Here is a 24,687-nt window from a genome sequence, read left to right on the forward strand (position 1 = left end):
GAGGCGGCGGCACATCCGGAACCCCTCTGAGGAGCAACGCAAGTGAGCAGCAACAGCGGTGACGTCCGGCTCTGGGGCGGCCGGTTCGCCGACGGCCCCGCCGAGGCCCTGGCGAAGCTGTCCGCCTCCGTCCACTTCGACTGGCGGCTCGCGCCCTACGACATCGCCGGTTCGCGGGCGCACGCGCGCGTGCTGCACAAGGCCGGGCTGCTGACACCGGACGAGCTGACCCGGATGCTCGCCGGGCTGGACCGGCTCGAGGCGGACGTGGCATCGGGTGACTTCACCGGCACCGTCGCCGACGAGGACGTGCACACCGCCCTCGAGCGCGGTCTGCTGGAGCGGCTCGGCCCCGACCTCGGCGGCAAGCTGCGCGCCGGGCGGTCGAGGAACGACCAGGTGGCCACCCTCTTCCGGATGTATCTGCGGGACCATGCCCGGATCATCGGCGGGCTGATCGCCGACCTCCAGGACGCGCTGATCGGCCTCGCCGAGGCCCACCCGGACGTGGCCATGCCCGGCCGCACCCATCTCCAGCACGCACAGCCGGTGCTCTTCGCCCACCATGTCCTGGCCCATGTCCAGGCGCTGTCCCGGGACGCCGAGCGGCTGCGTCAGTGGGACGAGCGGACCGCCGTGTCGCCCTACGGTTCGGGCGCCCTGGCCGGGTCCTCGCTCGGCCTGGACCCGGAGGCCGTCGCCCGCGACCTCGGCTTCGAGCACGGCAGCTCCGGCAACTCCATCGACGGCACCGCCTCCCGGGACTTCGCCGCGGAGTTCGCCTTCGTCACCGCGATGATCGGGGTGAACGTCTCCCGGATCGCCGAGGAGATCATCATCTGGAACACGAAGGAGTTCTCCTTCGTGACCCTGCACGACGCGTTCTCCACCGGCTCGTCGATCATGCCGCAGAAGAAGAACCCGGACATCGCCGAGCTGGCCCGCGGCAAGTCCGGCCGGCTGATCGGCAACCTGACCGGCCTGATGGCGACCCTCAAGGCGCTCCCGCTGGCGTACAACCGCGATCTGCAGGAGGACAAGGAGCCGGTGTTCGACTCCATCGACCAGCTGGAGATCCTGCTCCCGGCCTTCACCGGTATGACGGCCACCCTCACCGTGCACCGCGAACGGATGGAGGAGCTGGCCCCGGCCGGGTTCTCGCTCGCCACCGACATCGCCGAGTGGCTGGTCCGGCAGGGCGTGCCCTTCCGGGTCGCGCACGAGGTGGCGGGCGAGTGCGTCAAGGTCGCCGAGGCCGAGGGCAAGGAGCTGGGCGAACTCACCGACGAGCAGTTCGCGAAGATCTCCGCCCGGCTGACCCCGGAGGTGCGCGGCGTGCTGAACGTCCCCGGCGCCCTCGCCTCCCGCAGCGGCCGGGGCGGTACGGCGCCGAGCGCGGTCGCCGTCCAGCTCGCCGAGGTCAGGGTGGACGTGGCGGCCCAGCACGAGTGGGCGACCGCGAAGAAGTGACCCGGGGGCGTCGTGGGTAAGTTGGTCGTCAGCCGGTTTCAGGAGCCGACCGAACGGAGCCCGCGATGCCCTTCGCCCGCCTGGCCACCGCGACGACCCCGACCTGCCACATCGGCCTGGGGCTCGCCGCCGTGGGACGCCCCGGCTACATCAACCTCGGCCGGGCGCGGGACCTCCCGGCCGAGCGCAGCGTGGAGGCGCTGCGCGAGCGCACCCACGACCTGCTCGACGCCGCCTACGCGCAGGGCGTGCGCTACTTCGACGTCGCCCGCTCCTACGGCCGGTCGGAGGAGTTCCTCGCGGACTGGCTGAAGTCCCGCCCCGACGTCGCCGACGTGGTCGTCGGCAGCAAGTGGGGCTACACCTACACCGCCGACTGGTCCGCCGACGCCGAGCAGCACGAGGTCAAGGACCACGGCCTCGCCACCTACGAACGCCAGCGCGCCGAGACCGACGCCCTGCTCGGCGACCGGCTCGACCTGTACCAGATCCACTCGGTGACCCCGGACAGTCCGGCGCTCACCGACAAGGACCTGCACGCCCGGCTCGCCGAGGCCGCCGCCCGGGGCGTCACCGTCGGCTTCTCGACCAGTGGCCCCGCCCAGGCCGACGCCGTCCGCGCCGCCCTGGCGGTGACCGTCGACGGCGAGCCCCTCTTCCGTACCGTCCAGTCGACCTACAACGCGCTGGAGACCTCGGCCGGACCGGCGCTCGCGGAGGCGCACGCCGCCGGGCTCACGGTGATCGTCAAGGAGGGCATGGCCAACGGGCGGCTGGCCGAGCCGAACGCACCGGCGGCCCTGAGGGCGGTGGCCGAGGAGACCACCCTCGGCTGCGACGCGGTCGCCCTGGCGCTGATCCTGCGCCAGCCCTGGGCCGGTGTGGTCCTCTCCGGTGCCGCGACCGTCACCCAGCTCGGCTCCAATCTGCACGCCGCAGTCGTCGATCTCGACGACCACCAGCTCGCCGGGCTCGCCGAACTGGTCGAGGACCCCGCCGAGTACTGGGAGCGGCGGGGGCAGCTGCCCTGGCACTGAGAACCATCCGGCACCATCTGCGGGAATGAGCCGCCCATGCCCAGCGTGAGACAATCATGTCTCATATGGGGTATGGTCGTCTCATGGCTGTCGACCGTGACCACGTACTGCGCACCGCCGCCGCCCTGCTGACCCGAAAATCCACCGCGACCATGGACGAGGTCGCCCGGGCCGCCGGGATCAGCCGGGCCACCCTGCACCGGCACTTCGCCGGGCGCGACGCGCTCGTCAGAGCGCTGGAGGCGCTCGGTCTCGCCGAGTGCGAGGCGGCCCTCGCCGCGGCCCGCCCCGACGAGGGTCCGGCCGCCGAGGCGGTGCGCCGGCTGGTCCGGGAGATCGAACCCTCCGCCGGACTGCTGGCCTTCCTCTACAGCGAGAACCAGCTGTTCGAGGGCGAGGAGCAGAACGACGGCTGGGCCCGCCTGGACGCCCGGCTGGCCGCGCTGTTCCGCCGCGGCCAGGAGGACGGCGAGTTCCGGCTCGACCTCACCCCGGTCTGGCTCACCGAGGCGCTGTACGGCCTGCTGGCCTCGGGCGCCTGGGCCGTGGCGGAGGGCCGCGTGGCCCGGAACGACTTCACCCACATGATCGTCGAGCTGCTGCTCGGCGGCGCGATCCGGAGAGAGGAATCATGACCAGCACCCTGCGGCCGGCCGGCACCGACGAGACGGTGGTGAAGCGCCCCGGACGCTGGCTGGCGCTGTCCGTGCTCGTCCTGGCCGTGCTGCTGGTGGCCGTCGACGCGACCGTCCTCGGTCTCGCGACCCCCTACATCAGCGAGGACCTGGCTCCGTCGGGCACCCAGCTGCTGTGGATCGGCGACGTCTACTCCTTCGTCATCGCCGGTCTGCTCGTCTCCATGGGCAGCCTCGGCGACCGCATCGGCCGCAAGCGGATCCTGCTGATCGGCGCCACCGCGTTCGGCGCGGTGTCCGTGCTCAACGCCTACGCGACCACGCCCGAGCTGATGATCGTGGCCCGCGCGCTGCTCGGCGTCGCCGGTGCCACCCTGATGCCGGCCACCCTGGCGCTGATCCGCAACCTCTTCCACGATCCCCGCGAGCGCAGCCTCGCCGTCGGAATCTGGGGCGCCACCGCCTCCGCCGGCACGGCCGTCGGCCCGATCGCGGGCGGCTTCCTGCTGGAGCACTTCTGGTGGGGATCGGTCTTTCTGATCAACCTGCCCGTGATGGCCGTCCTGGTCGTCGTCGGTGCCAAGCTCCTGCCGGAGTCCCGCAACCCGAACCCCGGCCCCTGGGACCTGGCCAGCGTCATGCTGTCACTCGTCGGCATGGTCGGCGTGGTGTACGGGATCAAGGAAGCCGCGGCGCACGGATTCGCGTGGACCACCCTCGCCGCCGGCCTGCTCGGTGCCGGCGCCCTGTACGGGTTCGTCCGTCGCCAGCTCACCCTGCCGGTCCCGCTGCTGGACATGCGGCTGTTCCGCAGCCGCGGCTTCAGCGGTGCCGTCCTGGCCGACCTGCTGACCATCCTGGGCCTGTCCGGCCTGGTGTTCTTCCTCTCCCAGTACCTGCAGCTGGTGCAGGGCAGGCGGCCACTGGAGGCCGGCCTCGCCGAGCTGCCCGCCGCGATCGGCGCGGTGGCGGCCGGTCTGATCGCCGGCCGGGCTGCCCGGCGGTTCTCGGTCCGGGCCGTGGTCTCCGGCGGTCTGGCGGCCGTCGGCCTGGCGCTGGCCGCGCTGACCGTCATCGGCCAGTCCACCGGCTATCCGCTGCTCGGCGCGTCCCTGCTGGTCGTCGGCGTCGGCGCCGGCTTCTCCTTCACCGTCACCGCCGACGTGATCCTCTCCAGCGTGCCCAAGGAGCAGGCGGGCGCCGCCTCCGCGGTCTCCGAGACGGCGTACGAACTCGGCGCCGCCCTCGGTATCGCCCTGCTCGGCTCCATCGTGACCGGCGTCTACCGGGACTTCGCCGGCCCCGCCGGCACCCCGGCCGAGGCGCACGAGTCGCTCGGTGGTGCCGTGGAGGCCGCCGCCCGGCTGCCCGCCGACACGGCCTCGGCGATGCTGGACGCCGCCCGGCAGTCGTTCGTCGACGGTCTGACCCTCGCCGCGGGCGTCGGCGCGGCGGTACTGCTGGCCGCCGCCGTCGCGGCCTGGTTCCTGCTGCGCGGACAGCGCCTGGAGGACGTGGAGCACGGGTGACCCGCCCGGTGACCGCCGGGTCCCGGCCCGCGGTCACCGGCCGTTCGTCTGCCCCGTCCGCCCTGAGCAGTCGGGCGAAGTCCGCCGCGGTTCGGCAGCGCTGAAGGGCCGCGGGGAACGGCGCGACCGGCCACGACGGCGCCGCGGACGAGCGACGGCACAGCGCGGCACTTCCAGCGGAGCGCTCAGGCGGCCTTCTTCGCCTTCGTGGCGTACATGTCCACGTACTCCTGCCCGGACAGCCGCATCACCTCGGTCATCACGGAGTCGGTGACCGCCCGCAGCACATACCGGTCGCGGTCCATGCCCTCGTACCGGGAGAACTCCATCGCCTCGCCGAACCGCACCGTGACCCGGCCCGGCCGGGGCAGGCCCGCGCCGCCCGGCTGGAGCTTGTCGGTGCCGATCATCGCGAACGGCACGACGGGTGCGCCGGTCATCAGGGTGAGCCGGGCGATACCGGTGCGACCGCGGTAGAGGCGGCCGTCGGGGGACCGGGTGCCCTCGGGGTAGATGCCGAAGATCCTGCCCTCCTCCAGGACCCGGCGACCGGTCATCAGTGCCGCGACACCGCCGTTCGCCCCGTCACGGTCGACCGGGATCATGCCGACCCCGGTGAAGAACCAGGCCATCAGCCGGCCCTTGAGGCCCTTGCCGGTGACGTACTCGTCCTTGCCGATGAAGAACACCTGCCGCCTGGTGACCAGCGGCAGGACGATCGAGTCGATGAAGGTGAGGTGGTTGCCGGCCAGGATCACCGGGCCGTCGCCCGGGATGTGCTCCGCACCCTCCACCCGTGGACGGAACATCAGGCGCATGATCGGACCGAGCACTGCCTTGATGAGCGCGAAGCGGGACACCGGGCCCTCCGTGGTCGGGTATGAGTCTGTGCAGGTGAGGACATTACTCGTGGCGGCCGGGGCGGCGCACGTCGGGTCACCCGGGTCTTACCGGATGTTGACGCGTGTTCACCTGCGGTGGCGGCACGCCGCGCGCCGGAAACACGCCCGGAACGATGTGAGGCACACCGCGCCCGCCGCCGTGACGTGCGGCGTGCCGCACCCGTTCGTCGCTCGTCGGCGCACCGCGGGCGGGGCCGCCGGACGGGTACCCGGCCGCGGCGTTCCGGAACCGACGCCCCGTCAGCCGTTCGGCCCCACACGCCCGTACGACATCCCCAGTCACCGGCGCGTTCCGCGCGCTGTCTCGCGTACGTCATGTACGCGCCCCTACGATCGGCCCGCATCGACCAGCCGACCGGGAGGGCACACATGGGAACGCGGGAGACGGACGAGCGGACGGGCGGGACCGGACGGCGGGCGCTGCTCGGTGCCGCGGTGCTCGGCGCGGGCGGCGCCGCACTCGGCCTGTCCGGCACGGCGCACGCGGCCGGCGCCCGGCACGGTCACGGCCACGGTGGCCTGGACGACCTGCCGGTGCCCACGATCATCGGCCACCGGGGCGCCAGCGGCTACCGCCCCGAGCACACCCTCGCCGCCTACCGGCTCGCCCTCGACATGGGCGCCGACATCATCGAGGCCGGCGACCTGGTGCCCACCAGGGACGGCCACCTGGTCTGCCGGCACGAGCCGGAGATCGGCGGCACCACGGATGTCGCCGAGCACCCCGAGTTCGCCGACCGCAGGCGCACCAAGGTGCTCGACGGCATCTCCGTCACCGGCTGGTTCACCGAGGACTTCACCCTCGCCGAGCTGAAGACCCTCCGCGCCACCGAGCGGATCCCCGCCAACCGTCCGCACAACACCCTCTACGACGGCCGCTGGGAGATCCCCACCTTCGAGGAGGTCCTGCGCTGGCAGCACGAGGAGAGCCGCAGGCGCCGCAAGCAGGTGTGGATCTACCCCGAGCTGAAGCACCCCAGCTACTTCCGCGGCCTCGGCCTCGGTCTGGAGGAACGGGTCGCCCGGGCGCTGCGCCGCCACGGCCGGGACCGCCGGAACTCGCCGGTGATCCTGCAGTCCTTCGAGCCGACCTGTATCCAGCGCCTGAACCGGCTGGTCCGCAACCCGCTGGTGGTCCTGCTGTGGACCGCGGACAGCCGCCCCTGGGACTTCGTCGAGACCGGCGACCCGCGCACCGTGGCCGATCTGATCACGCCGGAGGGCCTGCGCGAGATCGCCTCCTACGCCCAGGGCATCGGCCCGACCCTGGACCTGGTCATCCCGCGTGACACGGCCGGCCGGCTCACCGAGCCGACCACCCTGGTCCGCGACGCCCACCGCGCGGGCCTGATCCTGCACCCCTACACGATGCGCAACGAGAACCCCTTCCTTCCGGCCGACTTCCGCAGGGGCACCGACCCCGACGCCTACGGGGACGTCTTCGGCGCCTACCGCACCTACTTCGCCACCGGCATCGACGGCGTCTTCACCGACCACCCGGACACCGGGCTGCTGGCCCGCGAGGAGTTCGTCAACCGCTGAGCACCAGGCCCCGGTTGGGGTGACCTTCGGCCGTCCGGGGCAACCGCCGCCCGGGCGGCCGCGTCGCTCTGCATATGACGCACGACCTGGTCACCACCCTGCGCCCGCTGCTCACCGCCGAGGCCTCCGCGGAGGGCTACGCGTCCGGGGCCGAGCCCGGCGATCTGGAACAGGCGGTCTGGCTCCGCCTCCTGGAACGCCTGCAGGCCGACGGCCCTCCCCACGACCCGCACCGCTGGCTGCGCCGCGCCGTCCGCAGTGAGGCCCGCCGCACCCGCCGCACCAGCCGGCTGGAGCGTCCGTACGAGACCGAACCCGCCGACGCCGCCGACCACGGACCCGAGCAGCTCGCCCTCGCCGCCGCCCGCCACCGCGCCCTGCGCGAGGCGGTGCGCCGGCTGCCCGGCCGCTGCCCCCGGCTGATCGAGGCGCTGCTGTCGCCGAAGGACCTGACATACCGGGAGATCGCGGGGGAGTTGGGTATCTCACAAGGGAGTCTTGGGCCGGAACGCTCCCGATGTCTGGGATGTCTGCGGCGATTGCTTGCACCGGAGGTTGCGGCCCGCTGACGGCGGGGATAGGAGTGAGGGACCACAGGTGATCAGATGAGCGGGAGGCATGCGCACATGGGCATGAGCGTGACCATCTCGGCGGCGGCCGACCAGGATGCCGAGCAGATCTTCCGGCTGCAGTACCTCTGCTTCCAGAGCGAGGCGGCGCTGTACGGCAACTACCGCATCGACCCGCTCGTCCAGACCCTCGACTCCGTGCGCGAGGAGGTCGCCGAGGACTGTGTCTTCGTCGCCCGGCTCGGCGAGGAGGTCGTCGGCTCGGTGCGCGGCCGGGTGACCGAGGACGGCGCGGCGGCCATCGGCAAGCTCTGCGTCCACCCCCGCCTCCAGGGGCACGGTATCGGCGCGCGTCTGCTGCGCGCCGCCGAGTCGGCCCTCGCCGACGAGCGCGGTGCCACCCGGTTCCGGCTGCACACCGGCCACCGCAGCGAGAGCGGCCTGCGCCTGTACCGGCGGGTCGGCTACGAGACCGTGGGCACCGCCCGGGGCGCGGACGGCGTCCCGATGATCGTCCTGGAGAAGAGCGCGGGGACGTACGCGGCCACGGCGTGACGGGCGGTCCCGGCGCCCGTCACGCGCCACGCGCCCGCCGCAGCCAGTACAGCGCCGTCAGCGGCAGCAGCACCGGAATGAAGAGGTATCCCATCCCGTAGTCCGACCACACGGTCGCGTCCGGGAAGGCCGACGGATCCACCAGGGTCCAGGTGCCGACGGTCAGCACGCCCACCAGCTCGGCGGCGCAGCACACCAGCGCCGCCCTGCGGGCCCGCTCCCCGCCGCGCACCAGCGTGTAGGTGATGAACCCGTAGACCAGTCCCGCGAGCGCCGACAGGGTGTACGCGAGCGGCGCCCGGCCGAACTCGGTCGCGATCTGGTACGCCGACCGCGACACCGCGCCGACCACCATCACGCCGTACAGCCACACCAGTACGATCCCGGGCCCGCCGATCAGCCGCTCCCGGCCCGGTGTCCGCTGCGTCGCGGCCGCCCCGTTCCCCTCGGACGCGCCCATCTCAGCCTCCCCAGATGTCGTACAGCCGCACCTGGAGGACGGCGAGGACGAAGCCGCCGGCGGCCACCGTCACGGATCCCCAGCGGGTGCGCTCGGCCAGCGACATCAGACCGGCCGCCGGGACACAGGCGAAGGCGCCCAGCAGATACGCCACGAAGATCGTCGTGCCCTGCGCCGGCTCCTGTCCGCGCGCCAGCTGCACGACTCCGACCACCAGCTGGACGAGCGCCAGCAGGGTGACCACGGCCATGCCGGCGAAGTGCCAGTCCTTGGTCGGCTGGTCACGGTAGGCGGCCCAGCCGCACCACGCGGCGAGCAGCAGCGCGGCGACACCGGTCGCCAGCGTCAGCACGTCAAGCATGCCGGCGAGCCTATTACGGCCGGGCCGGCGCGTCGGCGGCGGCCCCGGGCAGCCCCGCGCCACCGTGGCGTCGGCCACAGCCCGCCCCGCCGCGCGTCCCGCTGCTCCCCGCGCCGGCCACCGGGTGGCCGGGCCGCCCGGCGGCTCTGCCGCCGGTCATCAGCGGGCCGGCGGGCCGCGTGACGGGCCGTCCGGTTCCCGGTGCACCGGGCGCTGCGCGTCCACTCCGTGGCCGCGGGTGTCCATCATCCGGACAGTGATGTCCGGTCAGAGGTACACGTCTGCTTTACTGATCGCATGACCACGACGAGCGACCGCACCCCTGCGACCGAGGCGACCATGACGCCCGGTGCTCGTTGCTGTATGCGTCGAATGTGCGCCTGCTAGAGGGCCCCTGCACCATCGTCTGAGCCTCGCGCCCCGAAGCGAGAGCCCGCTCATGTCCGCCGCCGCGCCCCGCGCACGCGACTGAGCCCCCGCCCCGCGCACACGCTTCTCCCCGGTTCCACCGCCACCGCGAGAACCGTGCCGCGTCCCTGACCGAAAACACCCGTGCCGGGCACACCCGCGCCCGGCACTCGACAGTGACGGAAACCCACGTGATCACCACCACGGGCCTGAGCAAGGTCTACCGCTCGCGCGGCCGTGAGGTCACCGCCCTCGACGGTGTCGACCTGCACGTCCGCGAAGGCGAGGTGTACGGCGTCATCGGCCAGTCCGGCGCCGGCAAGTCCTCGCTCATCCGCTGCATCAACCTCCTGGAGCGCCCCACCTCCGGCACGGTCACCGTGGCCGGCCAGGACCTCACCGCGCTTGCCGGCCGCGGTCCTCGCGCCACCAGGGAGCTGCGGCGGGCGCGCAGCCGTATCGGCATGGTCTTCCAGCACTTCAATCTGCTGTCCTCCCGGACCGTGCGGGACAACGTCGAACTCCCCCTGGAGATCCTCGGCTGGACCGGGAAGGAACGCTCCCGCAAGGCCCTGGAGCTGCTCGACCTGGTCGGCCTCGCCGACCAGGCCGCCGCCCACCCCGCCCAGCTCTCCGGCGGCCAGAAGCAGCGCGTCGGGATCGCCCGCGCCCTGGCCGGCGACCCCGAGGTGCTGCTCTCCGACGAGGCCACCAGCGCCCTCGACCCGGAGACCACCCGTTCCATCCTCCAGCTGCTGCGCGACCTGAACCGGCAGCTCGGCCTGACCGTCCTGCTCATCACCCACGAGATGGACGTCGTCAAGAGCGTCTGCGACTCGGCCGCCCTCATGGAGAAGGGCCGCATCGTCGAGTCCGGCACCGTGGCCGACCTGCTGGCCACCCCCGGCTCCGAACTGGCCGCCGCGCTGTTCCCGGTCGGCGGCGACGCCTCCGCCGAGGACCGGACCGTCCTCGACGTCACCTTCCACGGCGAGGCCGCCACCCGGCCGGTCATCTCGCAGCTGGCCCGAACCTACAACGTCGACATATCGATCCTCGGCGCCGCCATCGACACCGTCGGCGGCCTCCAGGTCGGCCGGATGCGCATCGAACTGCCCGGCCGCTACGAGGAGAACGTCGTGCCCATCGGCTTCCTGCGGGAACAGGGCCTGCAGATCGACGTGGTGAGCGCCGAGCCCGTACCGGCCGGACCCGTGGCGACCGGGCCCGTCCCGGCGAAGGAAGGTGCCCGGTGACCTGGTCCGAGATGCAGCCCCTGCTGACCCAGGCCTGTCAGGAGACGCTGGTCATGGTCGGCTGGTCCACCCTGATCGCCGTCGTCGCCGGTCTCCCCGTCGGCGTCCTGCTCGTCCTCTCCGACAAGGGCGGCCTGCTGCAGAACACCCTGACGAACAAGGTGCTCGGGCAGATCGTGAACGTCGGCCGCTCGATGCCGTTCATCATCCTGATGGTCGCCCTGATGGGCTTCACCCGCTGGATCACCGGGACCACCATCGGCAGCACGGCCGCGATCGTGCCGCTCGCCATCGGCGGCATCCCGTTCTTCGCCCGGCTGGTCGAGACCGCGGTCCGCGAGGTGGACCACGGGCTCGTGGAGGCCGTCCAGTCGATGGGCGGGAGCACCTGGACCATCGTCCGCAAGGTCCTCGTCCCCGAGGCCCTGCCGTCCCTGCTCGCCTCCACCACCACCACGGTCATCGCCCTCATCGGCTACTCGGCCATGGCCGGCACCGTCGGCGGCGGCGGCCTCGGCGACCTCGCCGTCCGCTACGGCTACCAGCGCTTCGAGTCCGGCCTGATGTGGGTCACGGTCGCGATCCTCGCGGTCGTCATCTCCCTCGTCCAGTTCGCCGGCGACCTTGCCGCCCGCTCCCTGCACCGCCGCGGCGCGAGCAAGACCGCCTGACTCTCCGAACTCCCCGTCGTACCCGAGACGGGGTCGCACCACCCATCAGGAAAGGCACTTTTCGTGCGTAACACCGCCAAGATCACCACCGTCGCCCTCGTCGCCGGAGCCCTCACCCTCGGGCTCACCGCCTGCGGCGCGGACCAGGACACCGCCTCCGACAGCTCCGGCCCGCTGATCGTCGCCGCGAGCCCCGTGCCGCACGCGGAGATCCTCACCTTCGTCAAGGACAACCTGGCCCGGGAGGCCGGCCTCGACCTGGAGGTCAAGGAGTTCACGGACTACGTCACGCCGAACACGGCGACCGAGGACGGCTCCGTGGGTGCCAACTTCTTCCAGACCAAGCCGTACCTCGACGACTTCAACAAGAAGAACGGCACCCACATCGTGTCCGTCGTCGACGTGCACCTGGAGCCGCTCGGCCTGTACTCGAACACGGTGGAGAAGGTTGACGACCTGAAGAGCGGTGCGACCGTCGCCGTCCCCAACGACACCGTCAACGAGGGCCGCGCCCTGCAGCTGCTCGCCGCCAACGGGCTCATCACCCTCAAGGACGGCGTCGGCACCGCGGCCACCCCGGCGGACATCACCGGCAACCCGAAGGACCTCAGGTTCAGGGAGCTGGAGGCGGCCACCACGCCGCGCGCCCTGAACGACGTGGACGCCGCGGTCGTCAACGGCAACTACGCCATCGAGGCCGACCTCGAGCCGTCCGAGGACGCCCTGGTCCTGGAATCCGCCAAGGGCAACCCGAACAGCAACCTCCTCGCCGTGAAGGAGGGCCGCGAGGACGACCCGCGTGTGAAGAAGCTCGCCGAGCTGCTCACCTCCGACGAGGTGAAGAAGTTCATCGAGGACAAGTACGCCGGTTCCGTGGTCGCCTCCTTCTGATCCGGCCCCGCCGGCCGCCCACGGGGTCCGCACCGCGCCGTGCGGACCCCGTGGTGCGGTTCGGTGCTTTCATACTGCATGCTGGGCAGTTCAGCAGGACCCAACGGTGTCGGCGGACTCGGCCGTCGACGGCTATCGACGGTTACGGAGCGGCGATGACGAGCACCTTCCCCAGCATCTCCATCAGCACGGAGCGGTTGGTGCTGCGTCCCCTCGACGAGGACGACGTCCCCGCCCTCGCCGCCATGATGAACGACGAGCAGGTCGCCGCCTGGACCGACACCCCCCAGCCCTTCACCGAACAGGCCGCCCGCACCTGGATCACCGAGGACGCCCCCGCCGAACGCACCGCGGGCGGCGGACTCGACCTCGCCGTCACCGAGTTCCTCACCCAGCGCCTGGTCGGCGTCGTCCGGCTCACCCGGACCAACTGGCACGTCCGGTCGGCCGAACTGGCGTACATCGTCGCCCCCTGGGCCCGCGGCGAGGGCTATGCCTCCGAGGCCGCCCTCGCCACCGCCCACTGGCTCTTCCGCGACCAGAAGTTCGAGCGCATCGAACTGCGCACCGCCGCCGGCAACACCGCCTCCCAGCAGGTCGCCCAGAAGATCGGCTGCATCAGCGAGGGCGTCCTGCGCAACGCCTGTATAGCGCACGTCCGCACCGACGACGGCAGCTGGACCGACGTCCGTACCGACTTCATCGTCTGGAGCCTCCTGCCGGAGGACCTCGAGGGCGCCGGCGAGCAGCCGGCCGACGCCGGCTTCACCACCTTCACCACCTTCACCGACTGGAACTGACCGGACCCGCGGGACCCCCGCAGCCCGGCCGGGCCGCACCGGGTACCCTCACGGAGCCGCCGCGCGCGGCCCCCCGTCGCCCGCGCCCGTAACGACCTGCGAAGACCCTGGAGACTGACAACGATGGCCGACCGGGTCACGGTGATCGGCTGGGACGGTTCGCCGCTGACGGCCGCGGCACGCTCCGCCCTCGGTGCCGCCACGCTGGTGGCGGGCGCCGGCCACCACCTGGCGTTGCCCGAGGTGCCGGCCGGTGCCGAACGTATCCGCCTCGGCAGCGTCGCCCTCGCCGCCCGGCGCATCGCCGGGCACCGCGGCACCGCCGTGGTGCTCGCCGACGGCGATCCCGGCTTCTTCGGCGTCGTCCGCACCCTGCGCGCACCCGAGTACGGCCTGGAGGTCGAGGTCGTGCCGGCCGTCTCCTCCGTCGCCGCCGCCTTCGCCCGCGCCGGCATGCCCTGGGACGACGCGCACGTGGTGGTCGCCCACCCCCGCACCCTGCGCCGTGCGGTGAACGTCTGCCGCGCCCACCCCAAGGTCGCCGTGCTCACCGCCCCGGGCGCCGGACCCGCCGAACTGGGCCTGCTGCTGGAGGGCGTCCACCGCACCTTCGTCATCTGCGAGGAACTCGGCACCGCACGCGAGCAGGTGACCGTCGTCACCTCCGAGAACGCCGCCGACCACACCTGGCGCGACCCCAACGTCGTCATCGTCGTCGGCGGCCCCGCCGGGCGGGGCGGCCCCGGCGAGGGCGGCGGCTGGATCGCCGGCCGCGACCCCGCCGCCGGACCGCGCGGCTGGGTACTGCCGGCCGAGGCCTACGGCGGCGGCCTGGGCGAGGGCGAGACGGACCTGCTCCGCGCCGCCCAACTCGCCCGGCTCGGACCGCGCACCGGCGACCTCGTGTGGGACATCGGCTGCGGCAGCGGCGCCTTCGCCACCGAGGCCGCCCGCGCCGGCGCCGCCGTCATCGCCGTCGACCGGGACCCGGACGCCTGCGCCCGCACCACGGCCTCCGCCCGCCGCCACGGGGTGCAGCTCCAGGTCGTGCACGGCACCGCACCGCACGTCCTGGAGAACCTCCCCGAGCCCGACGTCGTCAGGGTCGGCGGCGGCGGAGCGGCGGTGGTCTCCGCGGTCGCCGACCGACGCCCCCGGCGCATCGTCGCGCACGCCGCCACCCGCGACGGGGCCGAGATCGTCGGCCGGGACCTGACCGAGCACGGATACCGGGTCGAGTGCGCCCTGCTCCAGTCCGTCGGCCTCGACACCCGGGAGTGGACGGAGACGGATCGGAGCGTCGCGTTCCTGCTCAGCGGGGCACTGCCGGACCGCGCCCCGTGATCCGTTTGTCGTACCGCGCGCGGTAGGCTGGCCGATCGTTGTACCGCACCCGGGCACCCGGCCGTTCGTCGGCCAATGTCCAAGGAAACCCACCCGTTTCGGGCCGGGTGTGGTACGGCAGAACCTGAGGACACGCAAAGTGGCGCAGTCCACAGCGGACCGTCGCGGATCGAGCTGTCGTGGCGGGCGAACGACCGCCAGAATGCCACTCAATGGCTTTGTCGCCTTTTCCGGCGGGTCGTTCGTGCCGCTGGGCACGCACGCTCGTTCTTCACTGCGGGGCGGTCGGTGCGCCGTTCCGGGTGAGCTGGTCGTAGAAGCACTAACCGATGGGCGAGGGGTACGCATGACCGACACCGGCCAGGTCCCGGGCGAGGGACTGCCGGAGAACGCAGGCACGGCGGAGCAGCCGGGCGCCCCCGCGCCCGACGCGTACGCCTACCTCTCCGAGTCCACCGCCGAGGACGACGACCTCCTGCTGCTGCCCGGAGCCCAGGGCGCCTGGGGCAACGAGGTCGCCCCACCCGTGCCCGAACCGGTCGTCGAGACCTTGCAGCGGCCGGATGCCCACGAGGTCTCCGGCCGGGACAGCGGCTCCGTCGACCTCGGTGGCGTCCGCCCGCCGGCCCCGGACCCCGCCCAGGTCGCCCCGCCGCGCCGGCCGCTGCACCTCGGCCCGCCGATCCCCGACGCGTCCGCGAGCCCGGTCCGCTCCCTCGCCGACCGCGGCCCGGCCGACGCCCCGATGCGCCAGGCGCCCACGCCCGCCCCGGCTCCCGCTCCGGTCCCGGCACCCGGTCCCGAGTACCTCGACGTGCCGCAGACCGCCGCCATGCCCCCGCAGGGAGCGGCACCCTGGGGCGCGCAGGCCACGGCGCAGGAGCAGGTCCCTACCCAGGAGCCTGTCCAGGTCCGGGACCATGAGCATGCTCGGGAACGGGAACAGGAACAGGAACAGGCTCGGGAACAGGGCCGGATCGGCGGCGGGGCAGCGGCTGCCGAAACGGTTGTCCCGACACCGGACACCACCGCCGAGTCCGCGGGCGCGGCCCAGGCCGTCGTCGCCCGCGTGGCCACGGAAGCGGTCGCGGCGACGGGCGGGACACCGCGGGACGGCGGTGCGGCCCTCGCCACGGACGGCTCCGAGAACGCCGAGGGCGCCGGGAGCGGTGCGGATGCCGTGGACGCCGCGGGAGATCCCGCGGGCTCCGCCGGCCCGGTGGCCCCTGTCGATGCGGTGGAGTCCGGGATCTCCGCCGACTCCGCCACGTCGGAGGATGCGCGGCCGGCCGGGGAAGGCGCCGGCGCGCCGTTGCCCGCGGACGATGCCGGGCCGGAGACCGCCGAGGCCGTGGCGGAGCCGGTCGCTCCGGACGTCCCCGCTGCCCCGGAGCCCGCGGAGGCCCAGGAGTCCGCGGAGGCTCCAGAGGCGCCGGAGGACGCCGAGGGCCCCGCGATGCCGGAGGCGGTGGCACCGGAGGCTCCAGCGCCGCCTGCCGTCGTCACCGAGGCGTTCGAGCCCGAGCCGGTCGGTGCACCCGCTGCGACGCCCGAGCCCGTCCGGGCCACCGAGGACGGTGCCGAGGAGGCCCCGGCCCCCCTTCCCGGCCCTGCCCCCGAGGCCGTTCCCGCGCCCGATCCGGCCGTCGCCGAGGAGGCAGCCGCCGGGCAGCCGGAGGCGCAGCCCGCCCAGGGCCCCCAGTCCGTGGTGGACCCCGTCCCGGCGGATCCGCTGCAGCCCGACGGGACCCTCGGCCGGTTCGTCCCGGTCGAGGGCCAGGTGCCCACCACCCCGCACCTGGCGCCGACGCCTCCGCAGCCGATCACCCTGCCGCCGGCGGCGGAGCCCGCCGCCCAGGACCCGGTTCCGGAGGACCCGGCCACGGTGGTTCCGGGTCCCCGCGAGGCCGTCCCGGAGCCGGACCCCGAACCCGTGCAGCGCGCGGACGACCTCGACACCCGGGCCGCCGCCGGCCAGGAGCACCCGCACGAGCAGCAGAACCCCCAGCAGGAACGGCGGGACCACGAGCGGGACCACCAGCAGGAACTGCCGGAGGGCCGGCAGGGCCGGCCGGACCACGAGGGCCGGCAGGGGCCCGGGGGCCGGGAAGCCGAGTCCGGCCCGCACGAGCAGCAGGCCCCGCAGGTCCAGGACGCCTCCGACGTCCGCGAGTTGAGCGACCCCGGCGACCCCGGCGACGCCGGCGACCCGAGGGCCCCGGGTGACCCGGGGCCCGCCGCGCCCGCCTACGACGAGGCCGAGCGCGAGGCCGTCCTGAAGGTCATGCGGGAACGGCGCGACATCCGCAACGGCTTCCGCAGCGACCCCATCCCGCACGAGGTGCTGCTCCGCGTCCTGGAGGCCGCCCACACCGCTCCGTCCGTCGGGCACTCGCAGCCCTGGGACTTCGTCGTCATCCGCTCCGCCGACACCCGGCGCGCCATGCACGAACTCGCCATGCGCCAGCGCGAGGCCTACGCCAAGTCGCTGCCGAAGGGCCGGGCCAAGCAGTTCAAGGAACTGAAGATCGAGGCCATTCTCGACACCCCGGTTAACATCGTCGTCACCGCCGACCCCACCCGCGGCGGCCGGCACACCCTCGGCCGGCACACCCAGCCGCAGATGGCGCCCTACTCCTCCGCGCTCGCCGTCGAGAACCTGTGGCTCGCCGCCCGCGCCGAGGGCCTCGGCGTCGGCTGGGTCAGCTTCTTCGACGAGCGCGAGATGGTGCGCGCCCTCGACCTGCCCGAGCACCTCGAGGTCGTCGCCTACCTGTGCGTCGGGTACGTCGACGAGTTCCCGGACGAGCCCGAGCTGATGCAGGCCGGCTGGTCCAAGCGGCGCCCGCTCTCCTGGGTGGTGCACGAGGAGACGTACGGCCGCCGCGCCCTGCCCGGCGAGGACCCGCACGACCTGCTCGCCGAGACCGTCGCCCAGATCCGCCCGCTGGACGCCAAGGCGCTCGGCGAGGCCTGGGAGCGGCAGAAGCGCATGACCAAGCCGGCCGGCGCGCTCGGCATGCTGGAGATCATCTCGGCCCAGCTGTCCGGCCTCTCCCGGCAGTGTCCGCCGCCGGTCCCCGAACCCGCTGCCGTCGCCATCTTCGCCGGTGACCACGGTGTGCACGCCCAGGGCGTCACCCCCTGGCCCCAGGAGGTCACCGGCCAGATGGTGGCCAACTTCCTGGGCGGGGGAGCGGTCTGCAACGCCTTCGCCGGCCAGGTCGGCGCCGAGGTCTGCGTCGTGGACGTCGGAGTCGCCACCGACCTGCCCGCCACCCCCGGCCTGCTGCCCCGCAAGATCCGGGCCGGCACGTCCGACATGACCACCGGTCCCGCGATGACCCGCGAGGAGGCCAAGCAGGCCATCGAGGTCGGCATCGAGACCGCCCGCGATCTGGTCGCCGCCGGGAACAAGGCGCTGCTCACCGGGGAGATGGGCATCGCCAACACCACCGCTTCCGCCGCGCTGATCTCCGTCTTCACCGGCGCCGACCCCGCCGAGGTCACCGGCCGCGGCACCGGCATCAACGACGAGACCCTGGCCCGCAAGACCGAGGTCGTGCGCCGCGCGATCGAGCTGCACCAGCCCGACCCCGCCGACCCCATCGGCGTCCTCGCCGCGCTCGGCGGCTTCGAACACGCGGCCATGGTCGGTCTGCTGCTCGGCGGCTCCTCGCTGCGTACGCCGGTGATCCTGGACGGCGTCAGCGCCGGCGCGGCGGCGCTGGTCGCCCGCGCCATCGCACCCGAGGTCCTGGCCGCGTGCATCGCCGGCCACCGCAGCGCGGAACCCGGCCATGTCGCCGCGCTCAACAAGCTGGGCCTGCGCCCGCTGGTCGACCTCGACCTGCGGCTCGGCGAAGGCACCGGCGCGCTGCTGGCCCTGCCCATGGTGCAGAGCACGGCACGGGCCATGCACGAGGTGGCCACGTTCGACTCGGCGGGCGTCACCGAGAAGTAGCGCCCGGGGGAGCGAGGACGGGGGCGACCGCGGCGGGGGCGAACCGTCGCAGCCGCCCCGCCTCCGCCGTACGCTGAACCCGTCTCGTAAAATCCGCACGTCAGGGCCGCTCCAGCGCCGCAGCGCCCCGCCGCCCGCCCCGCCCGGACCAGGAGCCGCACCCTCATGGCCGAACACCCCGCCTACCCCGTAGGCCTCCGCCTCGCCGGCCGCCGAGTGGTCGTCCTCGGCGGCGGCCAGGTCGCCCAGCGCCGCCTCCCGGCCCTCATCGCGGCCGGCGCGGACGTCCTCCTGGTGTCTCCCGAGGCGACCCCCTCGGTCGAGGCCATGGCCGACACGGGCGAGATCACCTGGGAGCGGCGCAGGTACGCCGACGGCGACCTCGCCGACGCCTGGTACGCGCTGATCGCCACCGACGACGCGGGGGCCAACCAGGCCGCCTCCGCCGAGGCCGAACGGCACCGGGTGTGGTGCGTCCGCTCCGACGACGCGGATCAGGCCACCGCGTGGACCCCGGCGACCGGCCACAGCGAGGGCGTCACGGTCGCCGTCCTCACGACGGACGCCCGCGGTCGCGACCCCCGCCACACCGCGGCCGTCCGGGACGCCGTCGTCGAGGGCCTGCGCGACGGAACCCTGGTCGCCCCGCACCACCGCACCCGCACCCCGGGAGTCGCCCTGGTCGGCGGCGGCCCCGGCGACCCTGACCTGATCACCGTCCGCGGGCGTCGGCTGCTGGCCGAGGCCGACGTGGTCATCGCAGACCGCCTCGGCCCCCGTGACCTGCTCGCCGAGCTGCCGCCGCACGTCGAGGTGATCGACGCGGCGAAGATTCCCTACGGCCGGTTCATGGCCCAGGAGGCCATCAACAACGCCCTGATCGAGCACGCCAGGCAGGGCAGGTCGGTGGTCCGGCTCAAGGGCGGCGACCCCTTCGTCTTCGGCCGCGGCATGGAGGAGGCGCAGGCGCTCGCCGAGGCCGGCATCCCGTGCACGGTGGTGCCCGGCATCTCCAGCTCGATCTCGGTGCCGGGTGCCGCCGGGATCCCGGTGACCCACCGCGGGGTCGCCCATGAGTTCACCGTGGTCAGCGGGCATGTCGCCCCCGACGACGAGCGTTCGCTGGTCGACTGGCCGTCGCTGGCCGGGCTCACCGGCACGCTCGTGATCCTCATGGGCGTCGACAAGATCGGGCAGATCGCCGAGACCCTCGTCGCGCACGGCAAGTCCCCCGACACCCCGGTCGCCCTCGTCCAGGAGGGCACCACCGCCGCCCAGCGCCGGGTCGACGCGACGCTGGCGACGGTCGCCGGGACGGTCGTGGCCGAGGAGGTCAGGCCGCCGGCCGTGATCGTCGTCGGGAACGTGGTCGGGGTGGGCCCGGCGGCTACGCGTAACCCCCGGTAACACTGACCGATCCGAACCGTTGGCACCGATCCCGGGACAAGGCAGTATCACCCTGTGGCCGATCTCATCACCGTCGAGGACCCCGACGACCCGCGCCTGCACGACTACACGGGCCTGACCGACGTCGAACTGCGCCGCAAGCGCGAGCCCGCCGAAGGACTCTTCATCGCCGAGGGCGAGAAGGTCATCCGGCGGGCCAAGGACGCCGGCTACGAGATGCGCTCGATGCTGCTCTCCGCCAAGTGGGTCGACGTCATGCGCGACGTCATCGACGAACTCCCCGCGCCCGTGTACGCGGTCAGCCCGGAACTGGCCGAACAGGTCACCGGCTACCACGTGCACCGCGGCGCGCTCGCCTCCATGCAGCGCAAGCCGCTGCCCACCGCGGCCGAACTGCTGCGGGCCGCCCGCCGCGTGGTGGTGATGGAATCGGTCAACGACCACACCAACATCGGCGCGATCTTCCGGTCCGCCGCCGCCCTCGGCATGGACGCGGTCCTGCTCTCCCCGGACTGCGCCGACCCGCTCTACCGGCGCAGCGTCAAGGTCTCGATGGGCGCCGTCTTCTCCGTGCCGTACGCCCGGCTCGACACCTGGCCCAAGGGCCTGGAGACGGTCCGCGAGGCCGGGTTCACGCTGCTCGCCCTGACCCCCGACGCCAAGGCCCGGGCGCTCGACGAGGCAGCCCCGCACCGGATGGACCGGGTGGCCCTGATGCTCGGCGCCGAGGGCGACGGGCTGTCCACGCAGGCCCTGGTCGCCGCGGACGAGTGGGTGCGCATCCCGATGACCCACGGGGTCGACTCGCTCAACGTCGGCGCGGCGGCGGCGGTCGCCTTCTACGCGGTCGCCACGGGGCGGCCTGCGGGGTGAGCGGTCTTTCGGCCGGATGAGCCGCCGGGTGGTGCTCCGGTCGCCGGTTCCCGGCTCCGGGTGCTTCGCCGGTTCCCGGAGCCCTGCCGCTTTCGGCGGCTGAGCCTGTTTCGGCTACTGCTCAGGGGTGTGCTGCTCAGGGGTGTGCTGAACCGGGTGGTGTGACATCGGGTGGTGCTGCTCCGCTCGTACGTCGGCGCGGCCTCCGCCCAGCCCATGGGCAGGGCCCTGGCAGCCCTGCGCCAGGGCGATGCCGAGCGCGACGAGCAGCGTCACCACGACGAACACGAACAGCCGCTGGCGCAGCAGGCGGGGGTTCGCGGGCCGGCGCCCGGTCCCCGTCGGGCGCGGTGCGGGTCGGCCGGGGCCGCTGCGGTGCGGTGCGGCTCGGCCGCCGTTGCCGCTGCCCGGGCGGGTGTTCCGGCCCGTGCTGCTGCCGCCGGTGCGGCGGGGGGAGGCGGGCGTCGGACGGGCCGTCGGGCGCACGCCGGGGCGGGAGCCGGCACCGCCGGTACGGGAGGAGGCCGGGTCCCGGGTGGGGGTGTTGCGCGCGGGAGTGTTACGGGTGGGGGCGCCCCGGCCGTCGGCACCGCCCGTGCGGGGCGGGACGGGGGTGCGCGGGACGGGGGTGCCGGGCGCGCCGCGTCGGCCGTTCGGACGGCGCGGGGCTCGGTCCGGATAGGTGTCCGGGTACGTCTCGGGGTAGGTGTCGGCCAGCCGTGCCGCGGGCCGGTCGGTCTCCGCGGTGCGGGGCGCGGGCGGGCGGACGTCGGTGAGACCCTGCGCCTCGCGGGCGGCGATCTCCTTCAGTCGCAGGGAAAGCTGCAGCGTGCTGGGCCGTTCCTCCGGGTCTTTCGCCAGGCACGCCTGTACGAGCGGGGCGAGTGCGTCCGGGACGCCGTGCAGCTGAGCCTCCTCGTGCACCACGCGGTACAGCATCACCTCGGAACTGCCGTGCCCGAAGGGTGAGTCGCCCATCGAGGCGTAGGCGAGGGTGGCGCCGAGCGAGAACACGTCCGTGGCCGGGGTGACGGCCGCGCCCCGCACCTGCTCGGGTGCGAGGAAGCCGGGGGAGCCGACCGCCGTGCCGACGTGGGTGAGGGTCGAGGCGCCGGTGGCCCAGGCGATGCCGAAGTCGATGATCCGCGGGCCCTTGGGGGAGAGCAGGATGTTCGACGGCTTGAGGTCGCGGTGGACCACACCGGCCTCGTGCACGGCGACCAGGCCCTCGGAGAGGGCGGCACCGACGGCGGCGACGTCGGCCGCGGAGAGGGGGCCCTCGTCGACGACCTTGTCGTGCAGGGAGGGGCCGGGGACGTACTGGGTGGCGAACCACGGACGGTCCGCCTCCAGGTCCGCGGCCACCAGCCGGGCGGTGCAGCCGCCCCTGATCCGCCGGGCGGCCGAGACCTCGCGGGCGAAGCGGGAGCGGAACTCCTGGTCCTCCGCCAGGTCCGGCCGGATGACCTTCAGCGCGACTCGCTGCCCCTTCTTGTCGGAGCCGAGGTAGACCACGCCCATTCCGCCCGCGCCGAGCCGCCTGTGAAGCCTGAACGAGCCGACGACGCGCGGGTCCTCGCGCCTCAGGCGCATCATCGCCATGTTCATCCCCGCTGCCCGGTCCCTGTGACGTGCCACAGCTTACGTTTCCCCGGGCGCCTGCGCGCAGAGGCCGCGCCCTCTCGGCCCGGTCGATTGTCCGGGGCGGACAGGAAAGTTGAAGGGGGCTCAGGGCGCCTCGGGGCTCGGTGGGTTGGTGTCGGGAGCTGCGTCAACCGGCCGTCGTGCGGGGGGGATTGGTTACGGGCGGAACGATCACGGGCCGTTCGCCGGGGAGGCCGGGGGCGAGGGCGGTCCGGTCGGGGAGAGGCCGGGGGAGGGGCGGGCGCGGGCGGTGGCGGGTGTGCCGCGGGACTGCTGCAGTGAGGGAAGTCACGCGGGCTCCCCTCCGGGAAGACCCCGAGGCGTGGGCGGTCGTCTCCACCCAGGGGAGTACTCGGCGGCGGGCGGCTCATCCTCCGGGAGGCCCGGCAATCGGTACGAGGGCATGACGTCCCGGGGGAGCCGGACGCCTAGATTTGAGGTCAAGCGGTGGGTGCAGCACTCGTCCCCCGAGGTCAGGCACCCGCCGCTGCAAACCACAAGGACAAACACGCAAGGTCGGGAGAGGGACCATGGCCGGGACGGCATCGCGGACGCCGGTCCGTAGGCAGGGCCGTCGCCACCCGCTGGTGGCGACGGTGATGGCCCTTCCCCTGGCGGCCCTGCTCCTCGTCGTCTTCGACGGATGGGAGACAGTGGCCACACAGGCGTCGTCCGTGGGTGTGATGCTGGGGCGCTGAGCGGCGACCCCAGGCCCGGAAGAGCGGTCCGGGCGGGGACATCCACCCATGAAACCCCGTGGGGACGGGGGTGCGGCGGACGGCACAGATGCCGGCGCAGCTGGGGAGCTGCGCCGGCATTGCTGTGCGGGGTGCCTCCGGCGGTTCGTGGCGGGTGCGATGCCTGCGGCGGCCTGTGCGGGTGGTCGGGGGTGCGCGTTGTGCCTGCGGTGGCCTGTGCGGGTTGGGTGGGGGTGCGGGTGTGTCGTGGGTCGGGGCCGGGCCGGGGGGTGGCCGTCCTCGGAACGGCGCGGAATCGGTGGGTCGGGATCTGAGGGGTGTGGACGCGCCAACCGCTGCGGGTGGCCACCCCCCGGCCCGACCCCTGCTCGCCGTACGCGTCCTCGGGCCCGTCCGGCCGCACCATCCGCGGGCAGTCGTCCCACTCCACCCGACCGCCGGCGATGGTGGCGCTGCACCGACCCACCCACGCGGGCGGCAGAACCCGCCCCTCCGCGGACAGTCGTGCCTCCCCCCCAGCGCCTGGACGGCCCGGGAGGTACCCCAGGGGCGGCGCGGGCGGCGCCGGGCCGCGCAACCCACTCCTGCTACCCGCCCAACCGCAGCCGCTCACGTCGCCGGGACGGCGGCCCGCCCGGCGCGCGGATCCGCCCGGCCGCGGTCACCCCATCGCGCAGTCGTCGAGGGGAACCGCACCCCCGGGCCCCGGCGACCCCCTCGTACTCTCACCCCGTGAGCCTCCTCCCCGCCCTCGCCCGCCAGGCCAAGTCCACCGCCCACCCCCGCGCCACCGCCCCGCCCGCCTGCCCCTGCGCCACCGGCACCCTCGCCGACCGCCCCGACGCGACCCTCGTCCGGCACGCGGACACCGTCGCCAAGGCTCACGCCCCGGGCACCGACCCGACCGAGCTGGCCCTCCGCCTCACCCTCGCCGCGCACCTCCCCGGCCTCCTCCCTCCGCTCACCCCGACGCCCGCCGCGCTGCACGGCCGCCCCGTGACCTTCTGGCCGTACGGCAGCCCCGTCGATCCGGACGACCCCGCCGCCGCCCCCTGGGAGGCCGCCGGGGCTCTCCTCGCGGGGCTGCACAGCACCCCTGCCTCCGCCCTGCAGTCCGTACCGCCCATGCGCGGCCCCGCGAAGGCCGCCGCAGCAGTCGCCCGGCTCCGTGACGCCGGCCCCCGGCATCCCGGTACCGCCCTCGTGCTGTGTGCCTGGGCGGCACTGCCCGCCTGGGCGCGCGGCGAGGCAGCGGCGCCGGGCCGCCGCGCCCTGTGCCACGGGGACTTCCACCTCGGCCAGCTCATACGCCATCCCGTTCAGGACGGCCCCTGGCTGCTGATCGACGTGGACGACCTCGGCACGGGCCCACCGGCCTGGGACCTCGCACGCCCCGCCGCCTGGTTCGCCTGCGGGCTGCTCCCGGCGGACGCGTGGGCGCGTCTCCTGGCCGCCTACCGTGCCGCGGGCGGCCCGGCCGTTCCGCGGAACGGCGACCCCTGGGCCGCCCTGGACGTCCCCGCCCGCGCCCTCACTGTGCAGACCGCGGCACGTGCCCTCACCAAGGCGCATGCGGCCGGCCGGCCGCTGGACGACGTGGAGGACGCACTGGTCGACGCCTGCGCCCGCATGGTCGGCGGAAGTTCTGCCCAGTAGGGTGCAACCGGACCG

The 24,687-nt window shown here is 73.9% G+C and carries 21 protein-coding genes; 17 read left to right on the forward strand and 4 right to left on the reverse strand.

The features are described 5' to 3' along the window. Positions 1-42: 42 nt before the first annotated feature. The 4 genes from argH to V5O46_RS17815 all read left to right on the forward strand — a co-directional run bounded on the left by argH (position 43) and on the right by V5O46_RS17815 (position 4,671). Entirely contained in the window at positions 43-1,470 is a 1,428-nt protein-coding gene (gene argH / locus V5O46_RS17800) for an argininosuccinate lyase (protein WP_332885590.1), read from the forward strand. Between the two features lie 65 nt (positions 1,471-1,535). Then, positions 1,536-2,507 carry an aldo/keto reductase gene (locus V5O46_RS17805; protein ID WP_332885591.1) on the forward strand — a complete coding sequence of 324 codons (972 nt, stop codon included), beginning with the start codon at positions 1,536-1,538 and terminating at the stop codon, positions 2,505-2,507. Between the two features lie 83 nt (positions 2,508-2,590). Continuing rightward, positions 2,591-3,142, forward strand: a complete 552-nt coding sequence (locus tag V5O46_RS17810) for a TetR/AcrR family transcriptional regulator (protein WP_332885592.1) — start codon at positions 2,591-2,593, stop codon at positions 3,140-3,142. Continuing rightward, the gene (locus V5O46_RS17815) at positions 3,139-4,671 is read left to right on the forward strand and encodes an MFS transporter (protein ID WP_332885593.1); all 1,533 of its coding nucleotides are present in this window, start codon (positions 3,139-3,141) and stop codon (positions 4,669-4,671) included. The genes V5O46_RS17810 and V5O46_RS17815 overlap by 4 nt, the downstream gene beginning before the upstream one ends. Positions 4,672-4,856: 185 nt before the next feature. Here V5O46_RS17815 and V5O46_RS17820 read toward each other — a convergent pair whose 3' ends face one another. Further along, the gene (locus V5O46_RS17820; RefSeq protein ID WP_332885594.1) at positions 4,857-5,531 is read right to left on the reverse strand and encodes a lysophospholipid acyltransferase family protein; all 675 of its coding nucleotides are present in this window, start codon (positions 5,529-5,531) and stop codon (positions 4,857-4,859) included. A 411-nt stretch (positions 5,532-5,942) separates the two neighbouring features. Here V5O46_RS17820 and V5O46_RS17825 point away from each other — a divergent pair, with 411 nt between their 5' ends. The 3 genes from V5O46_RS17825 to V5O46_RS17835 all read left to right on the forward strand — a co-directional run bounded on the left by V5O46_RS17825 (position 5,943) and on the right by V5O46_RS17835 (position 8,239). Further along, complete coding sequence (locus V5O46_RS17825; RefSeq protein WP_332885595.1) at positions 5,943-7,115, forward strand: glycerophosphodiester phosphodiesterase; 1,173 nt, start codon at positions 5,943-5,945, stop codon at positions 7,113-7,115. A 74-nt stretch (positions 7,116-7,189) separates the two neighbouring features. Next, positions 7,190-7,684, forward strand: coding sequence for a sigma-70 family RNA polymerase sigma factor (locus V5O46_RS17830; protein ID WP_332885596.1), 495 nt, complete (start codon positions 7,190-7,192; stop codon positions 7,682-7,684). 57 nt (positions 7,685-7,741) lie between these two features. Next, positions 7,742-8,239, forward strand: a complete 498-nt coding sequence (locus tag V5O46_RS17835; RefSeq protein WP_332885661.1) for a GNAT family N-acetyltransferase — start codon at positions 7,742-7,744, stop codon at positions 8,237-8,239. Between the two features lie 19 nt (positions 8,240-8,258). On the opposite strand, the gene V5O46_RS17840 is transcribed toward V5O46_RS17835, so the two are convergent. Both V5O46_RS17840 and V5O46_RS17845 read right to left on the reverse strand, forming a co-directional pair. After that, positions 8,259-8,699: a hypothetical protein gene (locus tag V5O46_RS17840; RefSeq protein WP_332885597.1), complete on the reverse strand. Its 441-nt coding sequence runs from the start codon at positions 8,697-8,699 to the stop codon at positions 8,259-8,261. Between the two features lies 1 nt (position 8,700). After that, positions 8,701-9,060 (reverse strand): hypothetical protein, encoded by a 360-nt coding sequence (locus V5O46_RS17845; protein WP_332885598.1) that lies wholly within the window; start codon positions 9,058-9,060, stop codon positions 8,701-8,703. A gap of 599 nt (positions 9,061-9,659) precedes the next feature. Between V5O46_RS17845 and V5O46_RS17850 the strand changes: the two genes are divergently transcribed. The 8 genes from V5O46_RS17850 to V5O46_RS17885 all read left to right on the forward strand — a co-directional run bounded on the left by V5O46_RS17850 (position 9,660) and on the right by V5O46_RS17885 (position 20,674). After that, on the forward strand, positions 9,660-10,724 hold the full coding sequence (locus tag V5O46_RS17850) for a methionine ABC transporter ATP-binding protein (protein WP_332885599.1): 1,065 nt from the start codon (positions 9,660-9,662) through the stop codon (positions 10,722-10,724). Continuing rightward, a complete protein-coding gene (locus V5O46_RS17855; RefSeq protein ID WP_332885600.1) occupies positions 10,721-11,395 on the forward strand; it encodes a methionine ABC transporter permease in 675 nt (224 codons plus the stop codon). Before V5O46_RS17850 ends, V5O46_RS17855 begins: the two co-directional genes overlap by 4 nt. Before the next feature lie 63 nt (positions 11,396-11,458). Then, entirely contained in the window at positions 11,459-12,286 is an 828-nt protein-coding gene (locus V5O46_RS17860; RefSeq protein WP_332885601.1) for a MetQ/NlpA family ABC transporter substrate-binding protein, read from the forward strand. Positions 12,287-12,441: 155 nt separating this feature from the next. Continuing rightward, positions 12,442-13,086, forward strand: a complete 645-nt coding sequence (locus tag V5O46_RS17865; protein WP_332885602.1) for a GNAT family N-acetyltransferase — start codon at positions 12,442-12,444, stop codon at positions 13,084-13,086. Positions 13,087-13,209: 123 nt separating this feature from the next. Then, on the forward strand, positions 13,210-14,430 hold the full coding sequence (gene cbiE, locus V5O46_RS17870; RefSeq protein ID WP_332885603.1) for a precorrin-6y C5,15-methyltransferase (decarboxylating) subunit CbiE: 1,221 nt from the start codon (positions 13,210-13,212) through the stop codon (positions 14,428-14,430). 346 nt (positions 14,431-14,776) lie between these two features. Beyond that, the gene (cobT, locus tag V5O46_RS17875; RefSeq protein WP_332885604.1) at positions 14,777-18,394 is read left to right on the forward strand and encodes a nicotinate-nucleotide--dimethylbenzimidazole phosphoribosyltransferase; all 3,618 of its coding nucleotides are present in this window, start codon (positions 14,777-14,779) and stop codon (positions 18,392-18,394) included. Between the two features lie 165 nt (positions 18,395-18,559). Continuing rightward, the gene (gene cobA, locus V5O46_RS17880) at positions 18,560-19,801 is read left to right on the forward strand and encodes a uroporphyrinogen-III C-methyltransferase (RefSeq protein WP_332885605.1); all 1,242 of its coding nucleotides are present in this window, start codon (positions 18,560-18,562) and stop codon (positions 19,799-19,801) included. Between the two features lie 54 nt (positions 19,802-19,855). Then, complete coding sequence (locus tag V5O46_RS17885; RefSeq protein ID WP_332885606.1) at positions 19,856-20,674, forward strand: TrmH family RNA methyltransferase; 819 nt, start codon at positions 19,856-19,858, stop codon at positions 20,672-20,674. Between the two features lie 114 nt (positions 20,675-20,788). Here the strand turns inward: V5O46_RS17885 and V5O46_RS17890 are convergent, their stop codons facing one another. Continuing rightward, positions 20,789-22,282: a serine/threonine-protein kinase gene (locus tag V5O46_RS17890; RefSeq protein WP_332885662.1), complete on the reverse strand. Its 1,494-nt coding sequence runs from the start codon at positions 22,280-22,282 to the stop codon at positions 20,789-20,791. Positions 22,283-22,848: 566 nt separating this feature from the next. Between V5O46_RS17890 and V5O46_RS17895 the strand changes: the two genes are divergently transcribed. Next, positions 22,849-23,016 (forward strand): hypothetical protein, encoded by a 168-nt coding sequence (locus V5O46_RS17895; RefSeq protein WP_332885607.1) that lies wholly within the window; start codon positions 22,849-22,851, stop codon positions 23,014-23,016. A gap of 732 nt (positions 23,017-23,748) precedes the next feature. Beyond that, complete coding sequence (locus tag V5O46_RS17900; RefSeq protein ID WP_332885608.1) at positions 23,749-24,672, forward strand: phosphotransferase; 924 nt, start codon at positions 23,749-23,751, stop codon at positions 24,670-24,672. Positions 24,673-24,687 lie beyond the last annotated feature (15 nt).

The sequence above is a fragment of the Streptomyces poriticola genome (assembly GCF_036689765.1).
Classification (GTDB): Bacteria; Actinomycetota; Actinomycetes; order Streptomycetales; family Streptomycetaceae; genus Streptomyces; species Streptomyces poriticola.